A 17999-nucleotide genomic window follows, 5' to 3' on the forward strand; every position below is an offset into this window, starting at 1 on the left:
GTTAAGCCCGGTGCTTACTGGCCCGCCCGCCCCAAGTGCCGGGCCGCTGCTTCCGATAAGTGCCTCAAGTTCACCAGCGTAAATTCAATCAGGTACCGGTATTTTGAATCATTCGAGTAAATGCCCTCGGCATCGATTGATATCACAGGGCCGCCCGGCCCAGATTTGACCTCGCCATCAATCAGCGGTCGATGGAAGATGGCTCGAGAAGTTCCTTCCCGTTTGGCAGGCCTGACCAGCATCCGCATTGCGTTACCCCGTTATATCTGCCCTGTGCGCCGGGCGAAGCCTGCGGACATTCCGGAAAAGCCTGCCGCTCCACTATCGTTCCAGCCTGCTTGGCGCGTCAGACCTTTGCGCCATCGTCTAGGGACCTTAGCCCTACCTGCTTGCTTGTGCGGTCAATGCCATCGCCGAAACTGAAGCCGGTAGATCAAGCGGGATGACATCATGGCACGTGTGCGCGAGAAGTTCGGTGCTGCACTCGCACATTATCGCACTTACGATCTGATCATTACGTGCACAAAGATTTCCGAAATCAGAAGCGGCGACTCGGCCGAAGTGAGAGCACAAATCCCACGACCAGACCGACAATGAGGCCCAGCGGACCGGTTATGAAGATGCCAAGCAGCGGACCCTGGTTGGCATCAGGCGTGAAAATGATTGGCCCGACGCGAACCCGCCGACAAAGCCGATGATGCCCAGGATCACGCCCCAGCGAAACATGGTGGCGATCATGGGGATGTCTTCCGCAGCCTGACCCCGCCGCCGCCGCCATTCTCAGGGATGAACTCGACGTCGGCCGCTTCTAAAGCCGCTTGCACCGCAGCCATTGAGTGGCCTGGCGCCGTGGCCTCGGTCTCGATCCTGGTGACGGTGTTCCGGTGCACGCCAGATTTCTATTGGCCAAAAATTGGACAGGTGATGGGCCAATGTCGCTAAGTAATTGAGATCTCTGGTACGCCCAAGGGGAATCGAACCCCTGTTACCGCCGTGAAAGGGCGGTGTCCTGACCGCTAGACGATGGGCGCGCTCAGATGAAAGCGGCTTATACTGGCGTTGCGCGCAACCGGCAACCCGTCAGGTGCCGCCTTGGACAACTTTTTTCCAGCCCGCCAAATCGGCGATTTCATCAGCATCGGCAAGGTGTTGATATCTGTCCGGCCGCCCGCCATGCCAAGGTCTCCGCGAAAGAACTTCGCCTGAGTGACGACTTTGCCGCTAGCCGTCGTCACCGCCGCTGCGGCGCCGGCAGCGCCAGTTCCAGTCGCGCTCGGGGCCGACGTCGACGTGGACCGATTCGGTGTGGCAGTAGGTGCCGACGCCGCCGCGGCCGGGCATCGTCCTGATGTAGCTCGCCAGTTCCCATTTGGAGACGCCGGGCACCTGGATGTCGGCGGCGGCGCAGTACATGTGCAGTGAATTCTTGGCGCCGTTGGCGCGACGGTTGCGGGCCGGGTCGCGATAGCCCGAGGTCACCATCATTCTGCGGCCGTAGTGGCCCTCGATCGTCTTCAGCACGCGCACCAGCGACGGCTTCAAGCAGGCGACGTCGACGCTTTCGTTCTGCTTCAGCAAGCCATTGGGCGCGAGCCGCGCCATGCCGGCGGCGGACGCGACTTGGTAGGAGCCGCCCGAGCCTTCGTCCTCGTTGAGATCGACGTCGCTTTCGTCGTCGATGCCGGATTTTCGCTTGATCTCGAACAGGGCGGTCTGGCGCACGCCGGGCAAGGCATCGCTGCCGGTGATGTGGCCGGCTTCATCCCCCGTGGAAGCCAATTGTATCGGTTTTGCCGTGGAATCGGCCGAGGCCAGCGTGATGATCGGCTTTGCCGCCGCCGGCGCGGGCTTGGCCTGTACGGCCGGCTGCTCGCCCGATCGCGTGTTGATCAGCGGAGGAGGCGCCGCCGAAGCGGGCGTGGCGCCGAACATCGAGGCCAGGAAGCCTTTTTTCTTGGGCGCCTCGGCTTGCGGCATTTCCCCGGCGGTCACATAGACGGGATTGTTCATCGCCGGTGCCGCGGTCGGCTTCGTCATGCCGGCATCGGCGGCGGCGATCTTCTGGGCGACAGCATCGGTCTGTTGCGCCGTCTGGGCGGGCTGCTGCAGGGCCTGCGGTGTTTGTCCCGCGATGGTTTCAACGCCGGCCGGCATCGTCAGTGGAAACGCGGCCTGGGGCTTGGCCACCGGCACGTAGGCGACCTTTTCCGGCAGCGCCGTATCGCTTTCGCTCATCACGGTCGTCTGCGTGGTCGCCATCTGAGACGACGAATCGGCGCCGGCGGCCGGTTTGCCGGAGGAGGTGTTGATGTCCGATGCGGAGGCATTGTAGCCGGGCATTCCAACCGACATCGTCTGGTCGCCGGCCGATGTGCAGGAGGCCAGGAGCACCGAGCAGAGCGCTGCCACAATGGCGCGGCGTTCTCCCTTTGCGAGGCTCCATCCTGCTGATTTCAAAGTCAAATTCCCCCTCGATGTCCGGTCGGTATGTCCTTGGCGCGGAACCAAGATATCCGCGTCGAGGTGACCTTTGTCTCCGATCCGGAAACGAGACCTGTGTCAAATCCGCAAGCCTGGAGGTATTTTTGCAGAGATCGCCGAATTACGGCCGCTTGAAGGTTGACGACACCATTTCGCCCGCTTTTACCGGGCCGTCAACTCACCACACATTACAGTCCGTTACACACGCACCTTCACATAGGTGCCGGGAGCATCGCCCAAGGTTTTCATATGCTTGCCGGGTTTGCGGGCAGGCACGCGGGTGTTGTCCTTGGCCTCTATCCAGCTTTGCCAATGCGGCCACCAGGAGCCCGGATGGTCGGTGGCGGCGGCGATCCACTGGTTGAAATCGCCCGTCGGCGGGCCGCCCGTCCAGTACTGATACTTATTGGACGCGGGCGGATTGACGACACCGGCGATATGGCCGGAGCCCGCCATCACATACTCGACCTTGCCGCCGAAATATCTCGAGCCGAGGAAGACGGACAGTGCCGGCGCGATGTGGTCTTCCCTCGAGGCGAGGTTGTAGATCGGAATGGTTACATCGCCGAGCGAGACCGTGTGGCCCGCCAGTTCCATCGTGCCGCGCGAGAGGTTGTTCTCGAGATAGCAGTTGCGCAGGTAGAAAGAGTGGTTGGCGGCCGCCATGCGGGTCGAATCGGCATTCCAGTAGAGCAGGTCGAAGGGCAGGGGATCCTTGCCGCGCATGTAGTTGTTGACGACATAGGGCCAGATCAGGTCGCCGGAGCGCAGCATGTTGAAGGCGGTCGCCATTTTGGTGCCGTCGAGATAGCCCTTTTCGTTCATCGACTTTTCCACCGCCGCGACCTGTTCTTCGTCGACGAACACTTTCAGGTCGCCGGCAAAGGTGAAATCGACCTGCGTGGTGAAGAAGGTCGCCGACTTGATGCGGTCGTCACCTTCCTTGGCCATCAGCGCCAGGGCGGCAGCCAGCAGCGTGCCGCCGACGCAATAGCCGATCGCGTTGACGTCGCGCTCGCCGGTCGCCTTCTCGATCGTGTCGAGGCCGTATTGCAGGCCTTCCCGGATATAGGCTTCCCAGCTCTTGGCGCCGTGGCGTTCGTCCGGATTGATCCAGGAGATGACGAAGACGGTGTGGCCCTGCTCGATCGCCCAGCGAATGAAGGATTTCTGCGGGTTGAGGTCGAGAATGTAGAACTTGTTGATCCAGGGCGGGCAGATCAGCAGCGGTCGTTTCAGCACCGTCTCGGTCGCCGGATCATACTGGATGATCTCGGCCACATCGCTGCGGCCGACCACCTTGCCGGGCGTGGTGGCGATGTTCCTGCCGATCTCGAAGGGCGAATAGTCTGCCTGGCGCAGCTTCAGGTCGCCCTTGCCGGCGGCGATGTCCTCGGCCAGCATCTTCATGCCGCGCACCAGGTTCTCGCCGTTCGAGGCAACGGTTTCGCGAAACAGTTCCGGGTTGGTCAGGATGAAATTCGACGGCGAGATGGCGTTGGATACCTGCTTGACGTAGAAGCTGGCCTTATGGCGGGTGTGCTCGTCCAGACCTTCGGCGTGCTCGACCAGTTCGGACGCCCAGCGCGAGGTGACGAGATAGGCCTGCTTGAGAAAATCGAAGAAGGCGTTGCGGCCCCATTCCGGATCCTGGAAACGCTTGTCGCCGCGCTCCGGCTTGACGGCATCGTCGGCGCCCTCGGCGCTGGGGCTGACGCGCTGGATGGCGTTCGCCCAAACGGTCATGTAGCCGGCGAACAGCCGCGTCTGCGCTTCGAGCGCGCGTTGCGGGTCGGCAAGCCAGTATTCGCTGAGCTTGGAGAAGGTCTTGACCATGTCGACGACGGGTTCGGCGACGTGGTCGCGCACTTCGCCCCTTTCGCGCGGTTCGGCCCAGGCGGAAGCCGCCTTGCCGGCCTGCTCGACCATGCGCGCCATATTCAACGCGAAGCGTTCCGGATCCTTCACCAGATATTGCTCGACGGTCGAAGGCTCGTCATCTTCCGCTTTGCCCGAATCGGGTGTTTTGGACATGGTTCGCGGGGTTCCTCCCGAAGCGTTTTCTTGACATATTAACATGGGACATCCGGCAGGGTCCAATCTCGCTCTACCCCGGCTGCCAAGGAAACAATATGACGATTAAGATTGGCGAGACTGTTTTTTTTGACGCCGGACGCTTTTGCCGCATCGGTGCGGCGATCGTGCTGCTGGGCATTGCCGGGTGTTCGAGCACCAACACCAGCGGACCGGTGCCGTTGGCGACGGATGCGGGCCCGAAGGATACAGGCTCCTTTCCGAACCTGAACATCAAACCGCAAGTGGCGGCCCCACAGTTCACGGAAGCGGAGAGGAACGCCAAGCTTGCCGAACTGAAGGCCGATGAGAATGCGCAGGGCGCCAAAGTCGGCGCTGCCAACGTCTCCAATCAGGCGGCGCTGTCGGACCTGGCCAAGAAACACGGCCCCCAGACGTTGAAGCAGATCGAGGGCAAATGCGATCCCGCCCTCGACCCTACCTGCAAATGAGTATATAGCGCGCGCCCAACGCCTCGGATGTCCGGGGCCCTTCGATGTCTGGAACTGCCATGGAAGAATTTCACAAGGTCCGCCGGCTTCCGCCCTACGTCTTCGAGCAGGTCAACCGGCTCAAGGCCAGCGCCCGTTCGCGCGGTGCCGACATCATCGACCTCGGCATGGGCAATCCGGACCTGCCGACGCCAAAGGCCATTGTCGACAAATTGTGCGAGGTGGTGCGCGATCCGCGCACGCATCGTTATTCCTCCTCGCGCGGCATTCCGGGCCTGCGCCGCGCCCAGGCCGCCTACTATCAGCGCCGCTTCGGCGTGAAGCTCAACCCTGACACGCAGGTGGTGGCCACGCTCGGCTCGAAGGAAGGCTTCGCCAACATGGCGCAGGCGATCACCGCGCCCGGCGACGTGATCCTGTGTCCCAATCCGACCTATCCGATCCACGCCTTCGGCTTCATCATGTCGGGCGGCGTCATCCGCTCGCTGCAGGTCGAGCCTGACGACGGCTTCATCCCGGCGGTCGAGCGCGGCATCCGCCACTCGATTCCGAAACCGCTGGCGCTGATCCTCAACTATCCGTCGAACCCGACGGCGCTGGTCGCTTCGCTCGATTTCTACAAGGACGTGGTGGCGTTCGCGAAGAAGAACGACATCATCATCCTGTCCGACCTTGCCTATTCGGAGATTTATTTCGACGGCAATCCGCCGCCTTCGGTGCTGCAGGTTCCCGGTGCCATCGATATCTGCGTCGAGTTCACCTCGATGTCGAAGACCTTCTCGATGCCCGGCTGGCGCATGGGCTTTGCCGTCGGCAACGAGCGGCTGATTTCGGCGCTGACGCGGGTGAAGTCCTATCTCGACTACGGCGCCTTCACGCCGATCCAAGTGGCGGCGGCGCACGCGCTCAACGGCGACGGCGCCGATATCGCCGAGGTCCGCGACATCTACCACAAGCGCCGCGACGTGATGGTCGATGCCTTCGGGCGCGCCGGCTGGACCATTCCGGCCCCGGCCGCCTCGATGTTCGCCTGGGCACCGATCCCGGAGCCGTTCCGCCATCTCGGCTCGCTCGAATTCTCCAAGCTGCTGATCGAGCACGCCGACGTGGCGGTGGCGCCCGGTGTCGGCTTTGGCGAACATGGCGACGATTTCGTGCGTGTCGCGCTGGTCGAGAACGAGCACCGGATCCGGCAGGCGGCGCGCAACATCAAGCGCTTCCTGTCGAGCAGTGCCAAGCAGCCCAACAATGTGGTTCCGCTTTCCGCCCACCGGTAAATACAATTCCGATCTGATTTGAGGGACGTCGCCTTCCATGGCTGAAGCATTGCGTGTTGGAATTGCCGGACTTGGCACGGTGGGCGCGTCCGTGGCGCGCGTGCTGCGCGACAAGGCGGCGGAACTGACCCGGCAATGCGGGCGCGACATCATCGTGTCAGCGGTTTCGGCGCGCGACCAGAAACGCGACCGCGGGGTCGATCTCGGTTCGGCAACTTGGTTCGACGATCCGGTCAAGATGGCGCAGACGGCCGAGATCGACGTGTTCGTCGAACTGATCGGCGGCGACGAAGGCCCGGCGCGATCGTCGGTGAAGGCCGCACTCGAAGCAGGCCGCCATGTCGTCACCGCCAACAAGGCGCTGCTCGCCAAGCATGGCGTGGCACTTGCCGAGATCGCCGAGAAGAAGGGCGTGCTGCTCAACTACGAGGCTGCGGTGGCCGGCGGCATTCCCGTCATCAAGACGATGCGCGAAGCGATGGCCGGCAATTCGGTCACCCGCGTGTTCGGCATCCTCAACGGCACCTGCAACTACATCCTGACCCGCATGGAGGCCGAGGGCATCTCGTTCGACGCCTGCCTGAAGGACGCGCAGCGGCTGGGCTATGCCGAAGCCGACCCGACCTTCGACATCGAGGGCCACGACACTGCTCACAAGCTGTCGATCCTGACCAGCCTTGCCTTCGGCACGAAGATCGCGGCCAACGACATCTACATGGAAGGGATTTCCAACATCACCCAGGCCGACATCCGCGCCGCCGGCGATCTCGGCTACCGGATCAAGCTGCTCGGCGTCGCCCAGCGGACCGAAAGCGGCATCGAGCAGCGCGTGCATCCGACCATGGTGCCGACCGCTTCGGTCATCGCGCAGGTGCATGGCGTCACCAATGCGGTGGCGATCGAGACCGACATCCTCGGCGAGCTGCTGCTTTCAGGCCCCGGCGCCGGTGGCAATGCCACCGCCTCGGCCGTCATCGGCGACATCGCCGACATTGCCAAGAGCCGGCCGGGCTTCCAGCATGGACCCGTCTTCGGCCGGCCGGCGAAGGAGTTGAGGCCCTACAAGAAGGCGCAGATGCGCAGCCATGCCGGCGGCTACTTCATCCGGCTGACCGTGCATGATCGCATCGGCGTGTTCGCCGCGATCGCCAAGCGCATGGCCGACAACGACATTTCGCTGGAATCGATCGTCCAGCAGGCGATCGGCGGCGAGGCGGTGGCACAGAAGACGGTGATCCTGGTCACCCACGAGACGACAGAGGCGGCCGTGCGCAAGGCCGTCGACGGCATTACCAAGGACGGTCACCTGACCGACAAGCCGCAGGTCATCCGCATCGAGCGGGCTGGATAGCGCCGCCTGATCGCGCTTTGCTTGGTACCGGTCGGTGCCGGAGGTGGGATTGCCGGAACCAATCCTTGCCGGCGTCGTTCTCCTGAGGTCCCCAAAACCGAAGGAACCGCAATGGCCGAAGCATCGAAATCCGATAGCCCTCAAATCGACGATGTCCAGAAGACGCTGGAAAAGCAGATCGCCGAACTGCGCAAGGAGATCACCAAGATCAACAAGAGTATCTCGGCGCGCGGCGCCGAAATGCTCGACGATGCCAGCGAGCAGGCTTCCGATTTCTACGATACGGCGGCATCCCGCGCATCACGGACGGCACAGCAGTTGCGCAGCCAGGCCCAGTCGGTTTCGGAAGTCGCGCGCGAAAATCCCGGCACGACGACCGCCGTGGTTGGCGTGATCGGCCTGCTCGGCTTTCTCGCCGGCCTGGCCGTCGGCCAGTCGATGAACGACACGTCGCGCCGCTGGTATTGACGGCGCCGGTACTCAGCCGGCGTTGCCGGCTCGTTTCCCTGCTTCAGGAAATCATTTCAAGGAGGGTACCATGGCTTCGGCCGCGCTGATCGGCATCCTGATCACGTTCCTCGTCATCATTCTCGTCCTCTATTTGGTGCAACGCCTGCCGCTCGACGCCAGGATGAGACAGATCGCCCAAATCATCGTCATCATCATAGGCATCGTTTCGCTGCTCAAATATCTCGCGGTTTTCTAGGCTGCGAAGGGCAGGGAATTTCCCGTTTCATGCCGGCTTGGTCCCTGTCGACCGGGCCGGCATTTGTTTCAAAAATGCCGTTTAATCGATTGATACTGCTGGTCTTTCGATAAAACTTCCGGCAGGTCTTGCCGTTGTCATGCTCGTTTGACAAATAAGGCTCGCCTCTGGCGGGAGGTGGCATGCGAACGAGGATTGTCCGAATGAACGTGGCCCAGAACATCGTCGCCGGCCTTGACCGGATACTCACCATGGAACTGGTGCGCGTCACCGAACGGGCCGCCGTTGCGGCCGCCAGGCTGCGCGGCCGTGGCGACGAGAAGGCGGCCGACCAGGTTGCCGTGGACGCCATGCGCCAGGAGCTCAACCGGCTCGCAATCAAGGGCACGGTGGTGATCGGCGAGGGCGAGCGGGACGAGGCGCCGATGCTCTATATCGGCGAGGAGGTCGGCACCGGCAAAGGTCCGGCGGTCGATATCGCGCTCGATCCGCTCGAGGGCACGACGATCTGCGCCAAGAACCTGCCGAACGCGCTCGCCGTCATCGCGATCGCCGAGAAGGGCAGCCTTTTGTTCGCGCCCGACGTCTATATGGACAAGATCGCCATCGGCCCGGGTTATGCCGAAGGCGTCATCGACATCGATGCGTCGCCGGCCGACAACATCGCCAGCCTCGCCAGAGCCAAGGGCGTCGCTGTCTCCGACATAACGGCCTGCATCCTCGACCGGCCGCGCCACGCCAAGCTGATCGACGCCGTGCGCGCCACCGGAGCCGCGATCCGGCTGATTGGCGACGGCGACGTTGCCGGCGTCATTCACACCACCGACGCGGAAGAAACCGGCATCGATATCTATCTCGGCATCGGGGGTGCGCCGGAAGGTGTTCTAGCCGCCGCGGCGCTGCGTTGCACCGGCGGCCAGATGCAGGGCCGGCTGATCCTCGACACGCAGGAGAAGGTCGCACGCGCGGCCAAGATGGGCATTTCCGATCCGAAGCGCGTCTATCGGGCTGAAGACATGGCGCGCGGCGATGTGCTGTTCGCGGCCACCGGCGTCACCGACGGCAACATGCTGGCGGGAGTGAAGTTCGGCCGCACCACCATCACCACCCATACGATCGTGCTGCGCTCGTCGTCCCGGACCGTGCGCGAGATCAAGGCCCGGCACCAGGATCTGGATAAGTTCTAGACCAGCTTGCGAAGCCACGTCACAGTTGCTAGCCGTTCAGGGGCCAGCCTGAAGCTGGCCGCAAGGATTTGACGATGAAGGCGTTCGACCGACACGCGGAGCCGATTTCGCGTGCCATTACGAAATCCTATCGCAACACCCAGAATGTTTGTCGCTTTCTCACCCGCGAATGCGGCGATGCGTTCAGGTTCGATTGGCCTTTCATGGCCTGGCTCAAGGACGGTCGGGGAAAGACGATGGGGGACGCCGTCGACGAATGGATCCGGCGCCAGGCTGAAAAGCGGAAAGCGTAGTTTTTCTTGAATTGTCCCGTGACGTCTGCCGGCGTGAAGCTTGGTTTTGCCGGCCTTCGGCCTATCCTGCACCGAACTATGAGTCGGCAAAGCGCATGATGGGCGAAAGGCGCCTCTTCCTCGATGTCAGGCAGTCGGCCACCGGTCTCGCCTGGGAGCACCGGCTGACCGAACGGCAGGACATGATTGCGCTCGCCATCGCGCAAGGCCATGGTGTGCCCGACATCGTCGCGCGCGTGCTGGCCGGGCGCGGCGTTACCGCCGATGAGACCGAGCGGTTTCTCGACCCGACAATCCGCGACCTGTTGCCGGATCCGGCATCGCTGACCGACATGGACAGGGCAGCGGCCCGCATCGCGGCGGCGGTGATGGCCAAGGAAAAGGTTGCGATCTTCGGTGACTACGATGTCGACGGCGCCGCCTCGTCCGCCTTGCTGAAGCGGTTCCTGACGCATTTCTCGGTGCCGTCGGAAATCTACATCCCGGATCGCATTTTCGAGGGCTATGGCCCCAATCCCGATGCCATGCGCGAACTCGTCTCGCGCGGCGCGACGCTGATCGTCACCGTCGATTGCGGCACCAACAGCGGGGTCTCGGTCGATGCGGCCAATGCGGCCGGCGCCGATGTGGTGGTGCTCGATCACCATCAGGTTGGCGGCGCCTTGCCGGCGGCGATCGCCGTCGTCAATCCCAATCGCGACGATGACCTTTCCGGGCAGGGCCATCTGTGCGCCGCCGGTGTCGTCTTCCTTGCCCTGGTGCAGACTGCAAGGGTCTTGCGCGGCCTGACCGACGCGCCGCCGCCGGACCTGCTTTCGCTGCTCGATCTCGCGGCACTTGCCACCGTGTGCGACGTGGTACCGCTCACCGGCGTCAACCGCGCTTTCGTGGTCAAGGGGTTGCAGGTTGCGCGCCAGCAGAAGAATGAGGGGCTGGCGGCACTGGCGCGGGTCTCGCGCATCGGCGAACCAATCAGCACCTTTCATCTCGCCTATCTGATCGGTCCGCGCATCAATGCCGGCGGACGCATCGGCGATGCGGCACTCGGCAGCCGGCTGCTTGCGACCGACGATCCGGTCGAGGCCCGCACCATCGCCGAGACACTCGACCGGCTCAACCAGGAGCGGCAGCTGATGGAGCAGGAGATGCTGGCGGCGGCCCGTGTCGAGGCCGATGCCGAGCTTGCCGGTGGCAGCGGTCCGGCGATCGTCGTTACCGCCAGCAACAACTGGCACCCCGGCATTGTCGGCCTGCTTGCCTCACGGCTCAAGGATCACGCGCGCCGGCCGGCTTTCGCCATCGCCTTCAATGCCGTGGGCGTCGGTACCGGTTCGGGTCGTTCGGTGTCGGGCTTCGACCTCGGCCGGCTTGTGCGCGAAGCCGCCACCGCCGGGCTGATCGTCAAGGGCGGCGGCCATGGCATGGCGGCCGGCATCACCGTGGAGCGCGCCAGGCTCGGCGAGCTCAGGGCGTTTTTCGAGGAGCGGGCGGCCGCCGACGTGTTTCGGCTGCAGGACGAGGAAAGCCTCGCGATCGACGGCGCGCTTGCCGCCGAAGGCGCGACGCTCGGCCTGCTCGATGCGCTGGAAAAGGCGGGGCCATTCGGCGCCGGCCACGTGGCGCCGGTTTTCGTGCTGCCGCGGCATCGGCTCGCCGACGCCAGGCCGGTCGGCACCAACCACATCCGCTGCGAATTGCAGTCCGACAGCGGCGGCCGCATCCAGGCGATCGCCTTTCGCGCCGTCGACACCGTGCTGGGCGAATTCCTGTTCAAGAACCGGGGCAAGACGGTGCACGTCGCCGGCTCGCTGTCGGGCAATCACTGGAACGGCAACCGCACGGTGCAGTTCCGCATTATCGACGCTGCGCGGGCGTAGTCGCGCCCGAGGCCGTCGAATTCAGCTGGCCGGCGCATAACGCAGCAGCGTCACGCCCTGGCTCAGGCTTTCCGTGCCAAGCGGTCTCAGCGTCAGCGACTGGCCGGACTGGAAGTATGGCTTGCCGCCGCCAAGCACGACGGGATGCATGTAGAGCCTGAATTCGTCGACGAGACCGGCACGTGACAGCGAGGCGGCAAGATCGGCGCCACCGAGGATGACGAGCCCATCCGTCTCGGCCTTGAGAGACCTTACGGTGGTCTCCGCATCGCCGTCCACCAACCGGGCGTTCGGTCCGACTTCTCGGAGCGTGGTCGAGAATACGATTTTTGGCGTCTCTCGCCACGCGCAGGCAAAATCCCGCTCGACCTCGGTGTCGTCGGTCTCGCGGTCAGGGCTGTCCCAGAAGCGCATCATCTCATACATCCGCCGTCCCGCGAGGACGACCGAGGCCTGTCGCATCATGTCGTTGAAATGCTGGTGCAGCTCTGCCTCGGGAACGGGCAGGGCGATGTCCCCGTCCGGTCCGGCGATGTAGCCATCCAAGGATGTCAGCATGGAATAGACGATTTTGGCCATCGGCGTGCCCCCGTTCCATCTCTTGTAAACGAGCATAACCAATTGCGTTTCGCAATCGGTTTATCTCATGGAGGCAAAATGGAATTGACGCAAAGCCGGTCGAACGAAGCATCTCCTTGGACAAGAGATGGCAGCGGCAGATGGCAGCGGCGCCTTTCAAGCGATTGACGTATTCTAAGCCAGAACCGTCTGAAGCCGGGCCAGTTCGCCGATCTGCGCCATGGTCGCCTGGTAGCCGAGCTGGATCGCCTCGTCGGCGCGGTGGAACTCGGTCAGGCCGATATGGCTAAGCTTGGGCTGCAGCGACATGTCGGGCGGATCGCCGGCGAGCCTGGCGCGCGAAATGCGGTCCTGGATGATGTTGAAAGCCTCGACCATGACGCCGGTGATGCCGAGGCGGCTTTGATGCGACTGGTGCTCCGGGTCCGAGTGGCCGAGACGCGGCGCGTCCTTTTCGACAACCAGCTCGCCGGCGCTGTGTTTTATCACGGCGGCACGGCCGAACAGGTCGTAGTGAAGGTTGACCGCCACGACCAACGGCTGCTCGTAGGCGCGGCAGACCGACACCGGGACCGGATTGACCAGCGCGCCGTCGACCAGTACGCGGCCATTGCAATTCACCGGCTCGAACACGCCAGGCAGTGCATAGGAAGCGCGCATGGCTGTGATCAGCGAGCCGCTCGACAGCCAGATTTCGTGGCCAGTGCGGATTTCGGAAGTGACGGCGACGAACGGCTTGGGCAGGTCCTCGAAGCGAACGCCCGCCACATGTTCGCGCAGGCGCGCATCGAGTTTCATGCCGCCGAACAGGCCGCTGCCGCGCAAATTGAGATCGAGCAGACCGAAGATGCGCCGCCTCGTAAGGCTGCGGGCGAACTCTTCCAGCTCATCCAATTTGCCGGCGAGATAACAGCCGCCGACCAGCGCGCCGATCGAGGTACCGGCGATCATCGACACTTCGATGCCGGCCTCATCGAGCGCGCGCAGCACGCCGATATGGGCCCAGCCTCTGGCGCAACCACCGCCAAGGGCGAGCGAAATGCCTGTTTTCCTGGGAGATTTGGCTTCGGATGCGCCACCGGGCGAGGACAGGCCGTTGGCCTCCCTGACATCTGGTCTGTTACGCAATGACGCCCACTCGAGCATCATGATCTCCCTTGTCCCATGTCCTTTGTAGCGGAAGGACGTTTGAGAATAGTGAACATGGGTGGTTTGTGAATATTGAATGGTTCACAGAGGCTTCCGATACGTCTCTTCCGCATCGAACAGCGGCTTGCTGCCATCGTCGGCAAGGGTCCCCTTGCCATCGACCAGCCCCACCGTCCGATAAAAGCAAGAACGCCGGCCCGTGTGACAGGTTGCGTCGTGGCCCAACACTTTGACGCGCAACCATATGGCGTCCTGGTCACAATCCGTGAGCATCTCGACGACATGCTGGAGATTGCCCGAGGTTTCGCCCTTTTTCCAAAGTGCGTTGCGCGACCGCGACCAGTAGTGGGCGATGCCCGTTTCCAGCGTCAGCGCCAGCGCTTGCGCGTTCATGTGCGCGACCATCAAAAGCATGCCGTCGGCGGCATCGGTGACGACGACGGTCACAAGGCCCGAGGCATCGAAGCGCGGTGAAAACACCGCGCCTTCTTCGAGAGCCTTCTTGTCTGACGGAGCTTTTGGAAATTCCAGTGCCGACATCGCCGATGTATTTTCCTGGCCGGGTTATTTTCCTGTTTGACCATGATCTCTGGACAAACGTTTTCGTTTGTCCGCGAAAACCGGTTTCCACTTTTCGGGGATCATGGTCGGGCGATGCCGGTGACGGGGCTTATATCCCGCCGCCGCGCACCATGGTGACAAAACGAACCTGCTCCTCGGGCGTGTCCTTGAAGACGCCGGTGAAGGTGGAGGTCAGCGTGGTGGAGCCTTGCTTGCGGATGCCGCGCATGGCCATGCACATGTGCTCGGCCTCGATCATGACGGCGACGCCGCGAGGATTGAGCACGTCCTGGATGACGCCGGCGATCTGCGCGGTCAGGGCTTCCTGCGTCTGCAGGCGATGGGCAAAGATATCGACGACGCGCGCGATCTTGGACAGGCCGACGACCTTGCCGTCCGGCAGATAGCCGACATGCGCCTTGCCGATGATCGGCACCATGTGGTGCTCGCAATGCGAATGGAACTGGATATCCTTGACGATGACGAGATCATCATAGCCAGCGACTTCCTCGAAGGTGCGGCCGAGTTCCTCCGCGGGGCACATGTCGTAGCCGCCGAACATTTCGCGATAGGCCTTGGCCACGCGCTTGGGCGTGTCGACCAGTCCCTCGCGATCCGGATTGTCGCCGGTCCAGCGCAGCAATGTGCGCACGGCGGCTTCGACTTCGGCTTCGCTCGGCCGGTCGGTGACCGGCTTTTCCATGTAGGCGGACTGGGGCATGAGTTTCTTGATGACGGCATCCATAAAAAGGCGTCTCCCGTAGTTCCTCTCACAGGAGGAACGAGTTGAACGGACCACGACCTTTCGGTGTCGGAAACTCGCCCCGTTTCCAGCCCCGTAAGCGGCGTGAACTTCCCGGCAAGGACATTGGCTTGCGCAGCCTTGTCGATACCGATCTGCCAGCATTATATAAGGTCATGGCGAGCGAAAGGAAGACACGGCAGCGGCAATCGCTGTTCGCTTGGCGGCGACGGATTGGAAAATAATGATCAACGATGTCTACAATGCGAAAATTCTCGGTTTTGCCGGAAATATCGCGCGCATCGGCCGGCTCGATCACCCCGACGCGACCGCAAAAGCCCATTCCAAGCTGTGTGGGTCGACTGTCACCGTCGACCTCAAGATGCAAGACGGCGTGGTCACCGACTTCGCCCATGACGTGAAGGCGTGCGCGCTCGGCCAGGCCTCGTCCTCGATCATGGCGCAGCATGTCGTCGGGGCGAATGCCGAGGAATTGCGCGCGGTGCGCGAGACCATGCTGAAGATGTTGAAGGAAAATGGCGAGCCGCCCGACGGGCGCTTTGCCGACCTGAAGTATCTGGAACCGGTGCGCGACTACAAGGCACGCCATGCCTCGACCATGCTGACCTTCGACGCCGTGGTCGACGCCATCGGCCAGATCGAGAAGAAGCGCGCCGAAGAAGCGGCTTAGGTCTCGCTGGAAGCGCGCCTGCTTTCGGCGAATTCGCTTCTAACCCAGTCGGCGAAGGCCAAGGCCGGCTCCGAGAGATCACGCAGACTTCTGGCCACCAGCCAATAGGCGCCTGACGCGACGTCGATGTCGAATGGCTTGATCAGTGCGCCGGATGCGACTTCTCCACCGATCTGCAAGAGATCGCCGAGCGCTACGCCATGTCCAAGCAAGGCGGCCTGCTTTGAAAGCGATGCGTCCGCCAGCATGGGGCCTCGCGCGGGTACGGCATCGGGCGGCACGCCGGCTGCCTCGAACCAGCGTGTCCATCCCTGGCGATTTTCCTCATGCAAAAGTGTGTAGTTGGCAAGGTCGATCGGCTTCTCAAGAGGAGGGCCTGAGGCAAGCAGAGCCGGCGACAGGACTGGGGAGTCAACCGTCGAGGCAAGCCGCTCGGCCTGGCTGCGGGGCCACGAGGAAGCGTAGGCGCTGAAGCGAAGGGCGAGTTCAGGCTGACCGCTGCGGAATTCGATCAGTCTGGGATCGACTTCGAGGGAAACGTCGATATCGGGCCGCATCAGACGAAACCGGTTGAGCCGTGGGACCAGCCACACCGATGCCAGCGACGGCTCGACGCTGACACGAACCACGGACTGCGCCGGAATCGCGACCAATTCCGAAAGCAATTTGTCGATGTCGTCGAAACTCCTGACCAATTGGGAAAGCAGCCGCCGGCCTGCATCCGTCAGTTCGACGCGGCGGTGATGGCGTTCGAACAGGGGCTGGTGCAGGAAGGTTTCGAGCTCGCGGATCTGTCGGCTGATCGCCGCCTGCGAAACGAAAAGTTCTTCGGCCGCGCGGCTGAAGCTCAAAAGACGGCCGGCAGCCTCGAAACTCCTCAGTGCCGTCAGGGGAAGTCGTCCGCGCTTCATTCGTATAATCTCAAGTTATCCGAAGTGGAAATTATACTCGTTTGAAGGCGAAGGCCAGCGGCGGTCTAATCCATGTCGAAGGAGACACGGGTCATGATCCAGTTCCTGAGCATCTTCGGCGATGTCATGCGGATCGCAACGTTTCAGTGGCGCGAGGAGAGGCAGCACGCAAAGCGATGTGAAGAGCCGGCCAGCCTTGACCGGTGGACAGCTGCGGCCGACCGGCAGCCATGTCGCCGTTTCCGTTCGTGACAGCAAGGCGGTGGGATTGCGTTCTCCCGCACGAGCCCACATCTATCGCGTGGAAACGCGATACGGAGACAGCAGTGGGCGACCGGCACGGGCATGTGCATCCAGCGGAACCGCCGAGTCGCGGCCGCAATTGGCCCGGCCCGTGGCGCAAGACGCCTGGCCGTCTCCTCGGCACGTCGATCGTACGCCTCTACCAGCTGACGCTGTCCGGCTTTGTCGGCAACTCCTGCCGCCATCTGCCGACCTGTTCGGAATACGCGCATGAGGCGATCGCCAGGCATGGCCTGTGGGCCGGCGGCTGGATGGGATTTTTCCGGGTGCTGCGCTGTGGGCCATTCGGCACGCATGGCGTCGACCTCGTGCCGAAAGTGCTGGCGGATCGTTATGTCTGGTTCATGCCCTGGCGGTACTGGCGGATCGGCAAGAAACGCCGGGAAGTGCAGGGGTGATTGTGCCGATGCGCCAATGGGCCGTTTTTACGATCCGGTAGGGTTAACGCAAGCCTGCACAAAGACTGCGCATTTGAGACAAAATCGAGACAAGAGACCTCGCTAAGCCGCTCCCGAACATCCTTCTGGAGCGAGCAGCACATGCGCAATTTCGACCGTCTTCCCTTCATCTTCGCCGGCATCCTTTTCCTGCTTGCCTGGCTGCTGGGATTTCCGATGCGCGCGCAATCGGCGCCACTTGGCGATGTGCAGTGCACGCTGATCGCCGATGCGGCGAGCGGCAAGACGCTTTACCAGGATGGCATCTGCGATCAGCGGTTCAGCCCGGCCTCGACATTCAAGGTGCCGCTCTCGCTGATCGGCTACGATGCCGGGATCCTGAGCGGCGAGCACACGCCGGCCTGGGACTACAAGCCCGAATTCAAAGCGGTGAAACGGGATCAAAAGACCGTCGATCCGGTGATCTGGGAGCGGGACTCGATCATCTGGTACTCGCGGGAGATCACCCGCCGGCTCGGCAACGAGAAATTTGCCGGCTATGTCTCGAAACTCGGTTACGGCAACAGCGACGTGTCCGGCAATCCCGGCAAGGACGATGGCTTGACCCATTCCTGGGTGAACTCCTCGCTCAAGATCACGCCGGTCGAGCAGGTCGATTTCCTGCGCAAGCTGCTTGCCCGCCAGCTGCCGGTGTCGGCCAAGGCGTATGACATGACATCGGCAATCATCCCGACGTTCCAGGCCGGCGGCTGGACCGTGCAGGGCAAGACCGGCAGCACCAGGCTTGGCGGTGACGCGGACAAGGACAAGCGCTCGCTGGGCTGGTTCGTCGGCTGGGCGAAAAAGGACGGCCGCCAGATTGTCTTCGCGCGGCTGGTCGTCGATGCCACCCGCACCGACATGCCCAAGGGACTGAAGACCCGGACCGCGTTCCTGAAGGATCTGCCGCTGCTGGTGAAATAGATCGG

21 protein-coding genes and 1 tRNA gene are annotated in these 17999 nt (G+C 62.9%); 12 read left to right on the top strand and 10 right to left on the bottom strand.

The window, feature by feature from the left end; genetic code table 11:
• Positions 1–612 precede the first annotated feature (612 nt).
• The 5 genes from LB577_RS33170 to phaC all read right to left on the bottom strand — a co-directional run bounded on the left by LB577_RS33170 (position 613) and on the right by phaC (position 4515).
• Positions 613–738, bottom strand: coding sequence for a hypothetical protein (locus LB577_RS33170; protein WP_263496195.1), 126 nt, complete (start codon positions 736–738; stop codon positions 613–615).
• Between the two features lie 218 nt (positions 739–956).
• A tRNA-Glu gene (locus tag LB577_RS22185) sits at positions 957–1031 on the bottom strand.
• On the bottom strand, positions 1017–1175 hold the full coding sequence (locus LB577_RS22190; RefSeq protein ID WP_224688398.1) for a hypothetical protein: 159 nt from the start codon (positions 1173–1175) through the stop codon (positions 1017–1019). The genes LB577_RS22185 and LB577_RS22190 overlap by 15 nt, the downstream gene beginning before the upstream one ends.
• A gap of 46 nt (positions 1176–1221) precedes the next feature.
• Positions 1222–2463, bottom strand: a complete 1242-nt coding sequence (locus LB577_RS22195) for a YcbK family protein (protein WP_224688400.1) — start codon at positions 2461–2463, stop codon at positions 1222–1224.
• A 216-nt stretch (positions 2464–2679) separates the two neighbouring features.
• Positions 2680–4515 (bottom strand): class I poly(R)-hydroxyalkanoic acid synthase, encoded by a 1836-nt coding sequence (phaC, locus tag LB577_RS22200; protein WP_224688402.1) that lies wholly within the window; start codon positions 4513–4515, stop codon positions 2680–2682.
• 98 nt (positions 4516–4613) lie between these two features.
• On the opposite strand from phaC, the gene LB577_RS22205 reads away from it, so the two are divergent.
• The 8 genes from LB577_RS22205 to recJ all read left to right on the top strand — a co-directional run bounded on the left by LB577_RS22205 (position 4614) and on the right by recJ (position 11697).
• Positions 4614–5006: a hypothetical protein gene (locus LB577_RS22205; protein WP_224688405.1), complete on the top strand. Its 393-nt coding sequence runs from the start codon at positions 4614–4616 to the stop codon at positions 5004–5006.
• Between the two features lie 59 nt (positions 5007–5065).
• Complete coding sequence (locus LB577_RS22210; protein WP_023763574.1) at positions 5066–6283, top strand: LL-diaminopimelate aminotransferase; 1218 nt, start codon at positions 5066–5068, stop codon at positions 6281–6283.
• 37 nt (positions 6284–6320) lie between these two features.
• On the top strand, positions 6321–7634 hold the full coding sequence (locus LB577_RS22215) for a homoserine dehydrogenase (RefSeq protein ID WP_023763575.1): 1314 nt from the start codon (positions 6321–6323) through the stop codon (positions 7632–7634).
• A 111-nt stretch (positions 7635–7745) separates the two neighbouring features.
• Entirely contained in the window at positions 7746–8102 is a 357-nt protein-coding gene (locus LB577_RS22220; RefSeq protein WP_023763576.1) for a hypothetical protein, read from the top strand.
• Positions 8103–8172: 70 nt separating this feature from the next.
• Positions 8173–8340 carry a Thivi_2564 family membrane protein gene (locus LB577_RS22225; RefSeq protein ID WP_224688406.1) on the top strand — a complete coding sequence of 56 codons (168 nt, stop codon included), beginning with the start codon at positions 8173–8175 and terminating at the stop codon, positions 8338–8340.
• A gap of 203 nt (positions 8341–8543) precedes the next feature.
• Positions 8544–9527 carry a class II fructose-bisphosphatase gene (glpX, locus tag LB577_RS22230; protein WP_023763578.1) on the top strand — a complete coding sequence of 328 codons (984 nt, stop codon included), beginning with the start codon at positions 8544–8546 and terminating at the stop codon, positions 9525–9527.
• Between the two features lie 74 nt (positions 9528–9601).
• Positions 9602–9820, top strand: coding sequence for a DUF6434 domain-containing protein (locus LB577_RS22235; protein WP_224688407.1), 219 nt, complete (start codon positions 9602–9604; stop codon positions 9818–9820).
• A 95-nt stretch (positions 9821–9915) separates the two neighbouring features.
• Entirely contained in the window at positions 9916–11697 is a 1782-nt protein-coding gene (recJ, locus tag LB577_RS22240) for a single-stranded-DNA-specific exonuclease RecJ (RefSeq protein WP_224688408.1), read from the top strand.
• Between the two features lie 21 nt (positions 11698–11718).
• On the opposite strand, the gene LB577_RS22245 is transcribed toward recJ, so the two are convergent.
• The 4 genes from LB577_RS22245 to folE all read right to left on the bottom strand — a co-directional run bounded on the left by LB577_RS22245 (position 11719) and on the right by folE (position 14731).
• Positions 11719–12276: a dihydrofolate reductase family protein gene (locus LB577_RS22245; RefSeq protein WP_224688409.1), complete on the bottom strand. Its 558-nt coding sequence runs from the start codon at positions 12274–12276 to the stop codon at positions 11719–11721.
• A 174-nt stretch (positions 12277–12450) separates the two neighbouring features.
• Positions 12451–13425, bottom strand: coding sequence for a patatin family protein (locus LB577_RS22250; RefSeq protein WP_411969319.1), 975 nt, complete (start codon positions 13423–13425; stop codon positions 12451–12453).
• An 81-nt stretch (positions 13426–13506) separates the two neighbouring features.
• Positions 13507–13965, bottom strand: coding sequence for a phosphoribosyl-AMP cyclohydrolase (gene hisI / locus LB577_RS22255; protein WP_041164852.1), 459 nt, complete (start codon positions 13963–13965; stop codon positions 13507–13509).
• A gap of 130 nt (positions 13966–14095) precedes the next feature.
• Positions 14096–14731, bottom strand: coding sequence for a GTP cyclohydrolase I FolE (gene folE, locus LB577_RS22260; protein WP_013895157.1), 636 nt, complete (start codon positions 14729–14731; stop codon positions 14096–14098).
• 241 nt (positions 14732–14972) lie between these two features.
• On the opposite strand from folE, the gene LB577_RS22265 reads away from it, so the two are divergent.
• Positions 14973–15419 (top strand): iron-sulfur cluster assembly scaffold protein, encoded by a 447-nt coding sequence (locus tag LB577_RS22265; RefSeq protein ID WP_140573716.1) that lies wholly within the window; start codon positions 14973–14975, stop codon positions 15417–15419.
• On the opposite strand, the gene LB577_RS22270 is transcribed toward LB577_RS22265, so the two are convergent.
• Entirely contained in the window at positions 15416–16330 is a 915-nt protein-coding gene (locus LB577_RS22270; RefSeq protein WP_224688411.1) for a LysR substrate-binding domain-containing protein, read from the bottom strand. The two genes, LB577_RS22265 and LB577_RS22270, sit on opposite strands and share 4 nt — an antisense overlap.
• 93 nt (positions 16331–16423) lie before the next feature.
• On the opposite strand from LB577_RS22270, the gene LB577_RS22275 reads away from it, so the two are divergent.
• From LB577_RS22275 to blaOXA, 3 genes are all read left to right on the top strand, one after another.
• Entirely contained in the window at positions 16424–16582 is a 159-nt protein-coding gene (locus LB577_RS22275) for a hypothetical protein (protein WP_224688412.1), read from the top strand.
• 74 nt (positions 16583–16656) lie between these two features.
• Entirely contained in the window at positions 16657–17031 is a 375-nt protein-coding gene (yidD, locus tag LB577_RS22280) for a membrane protein insertion efficiency factor YidD (protein ID WP_224688414.1), read from the top strand.
• Positions 17032–17172: 141 nt separating this feature from the next.
• Positions 17173–17994, top strand: coding sequence for a class D beta-lactamase (gene blaOXA / locus LB577_RS22285; protein WP_224688416.1), 822 nt, complete (start codon positions 17173–17175; stop codon positions 17992–17994).
• Positions 17995–17999 lie beyond the last annotated feature (5 nt).

Source organism: Mesorhizobium sp. B283B1A, assembly GCF_020165735.1.
GTDB lineage: Bacteria > Pseudomonadota > Alphaproteobacteria > Rhizobiales > Rhizobiaceae > Mesorhizobium > Mesorhizobium opportunistum.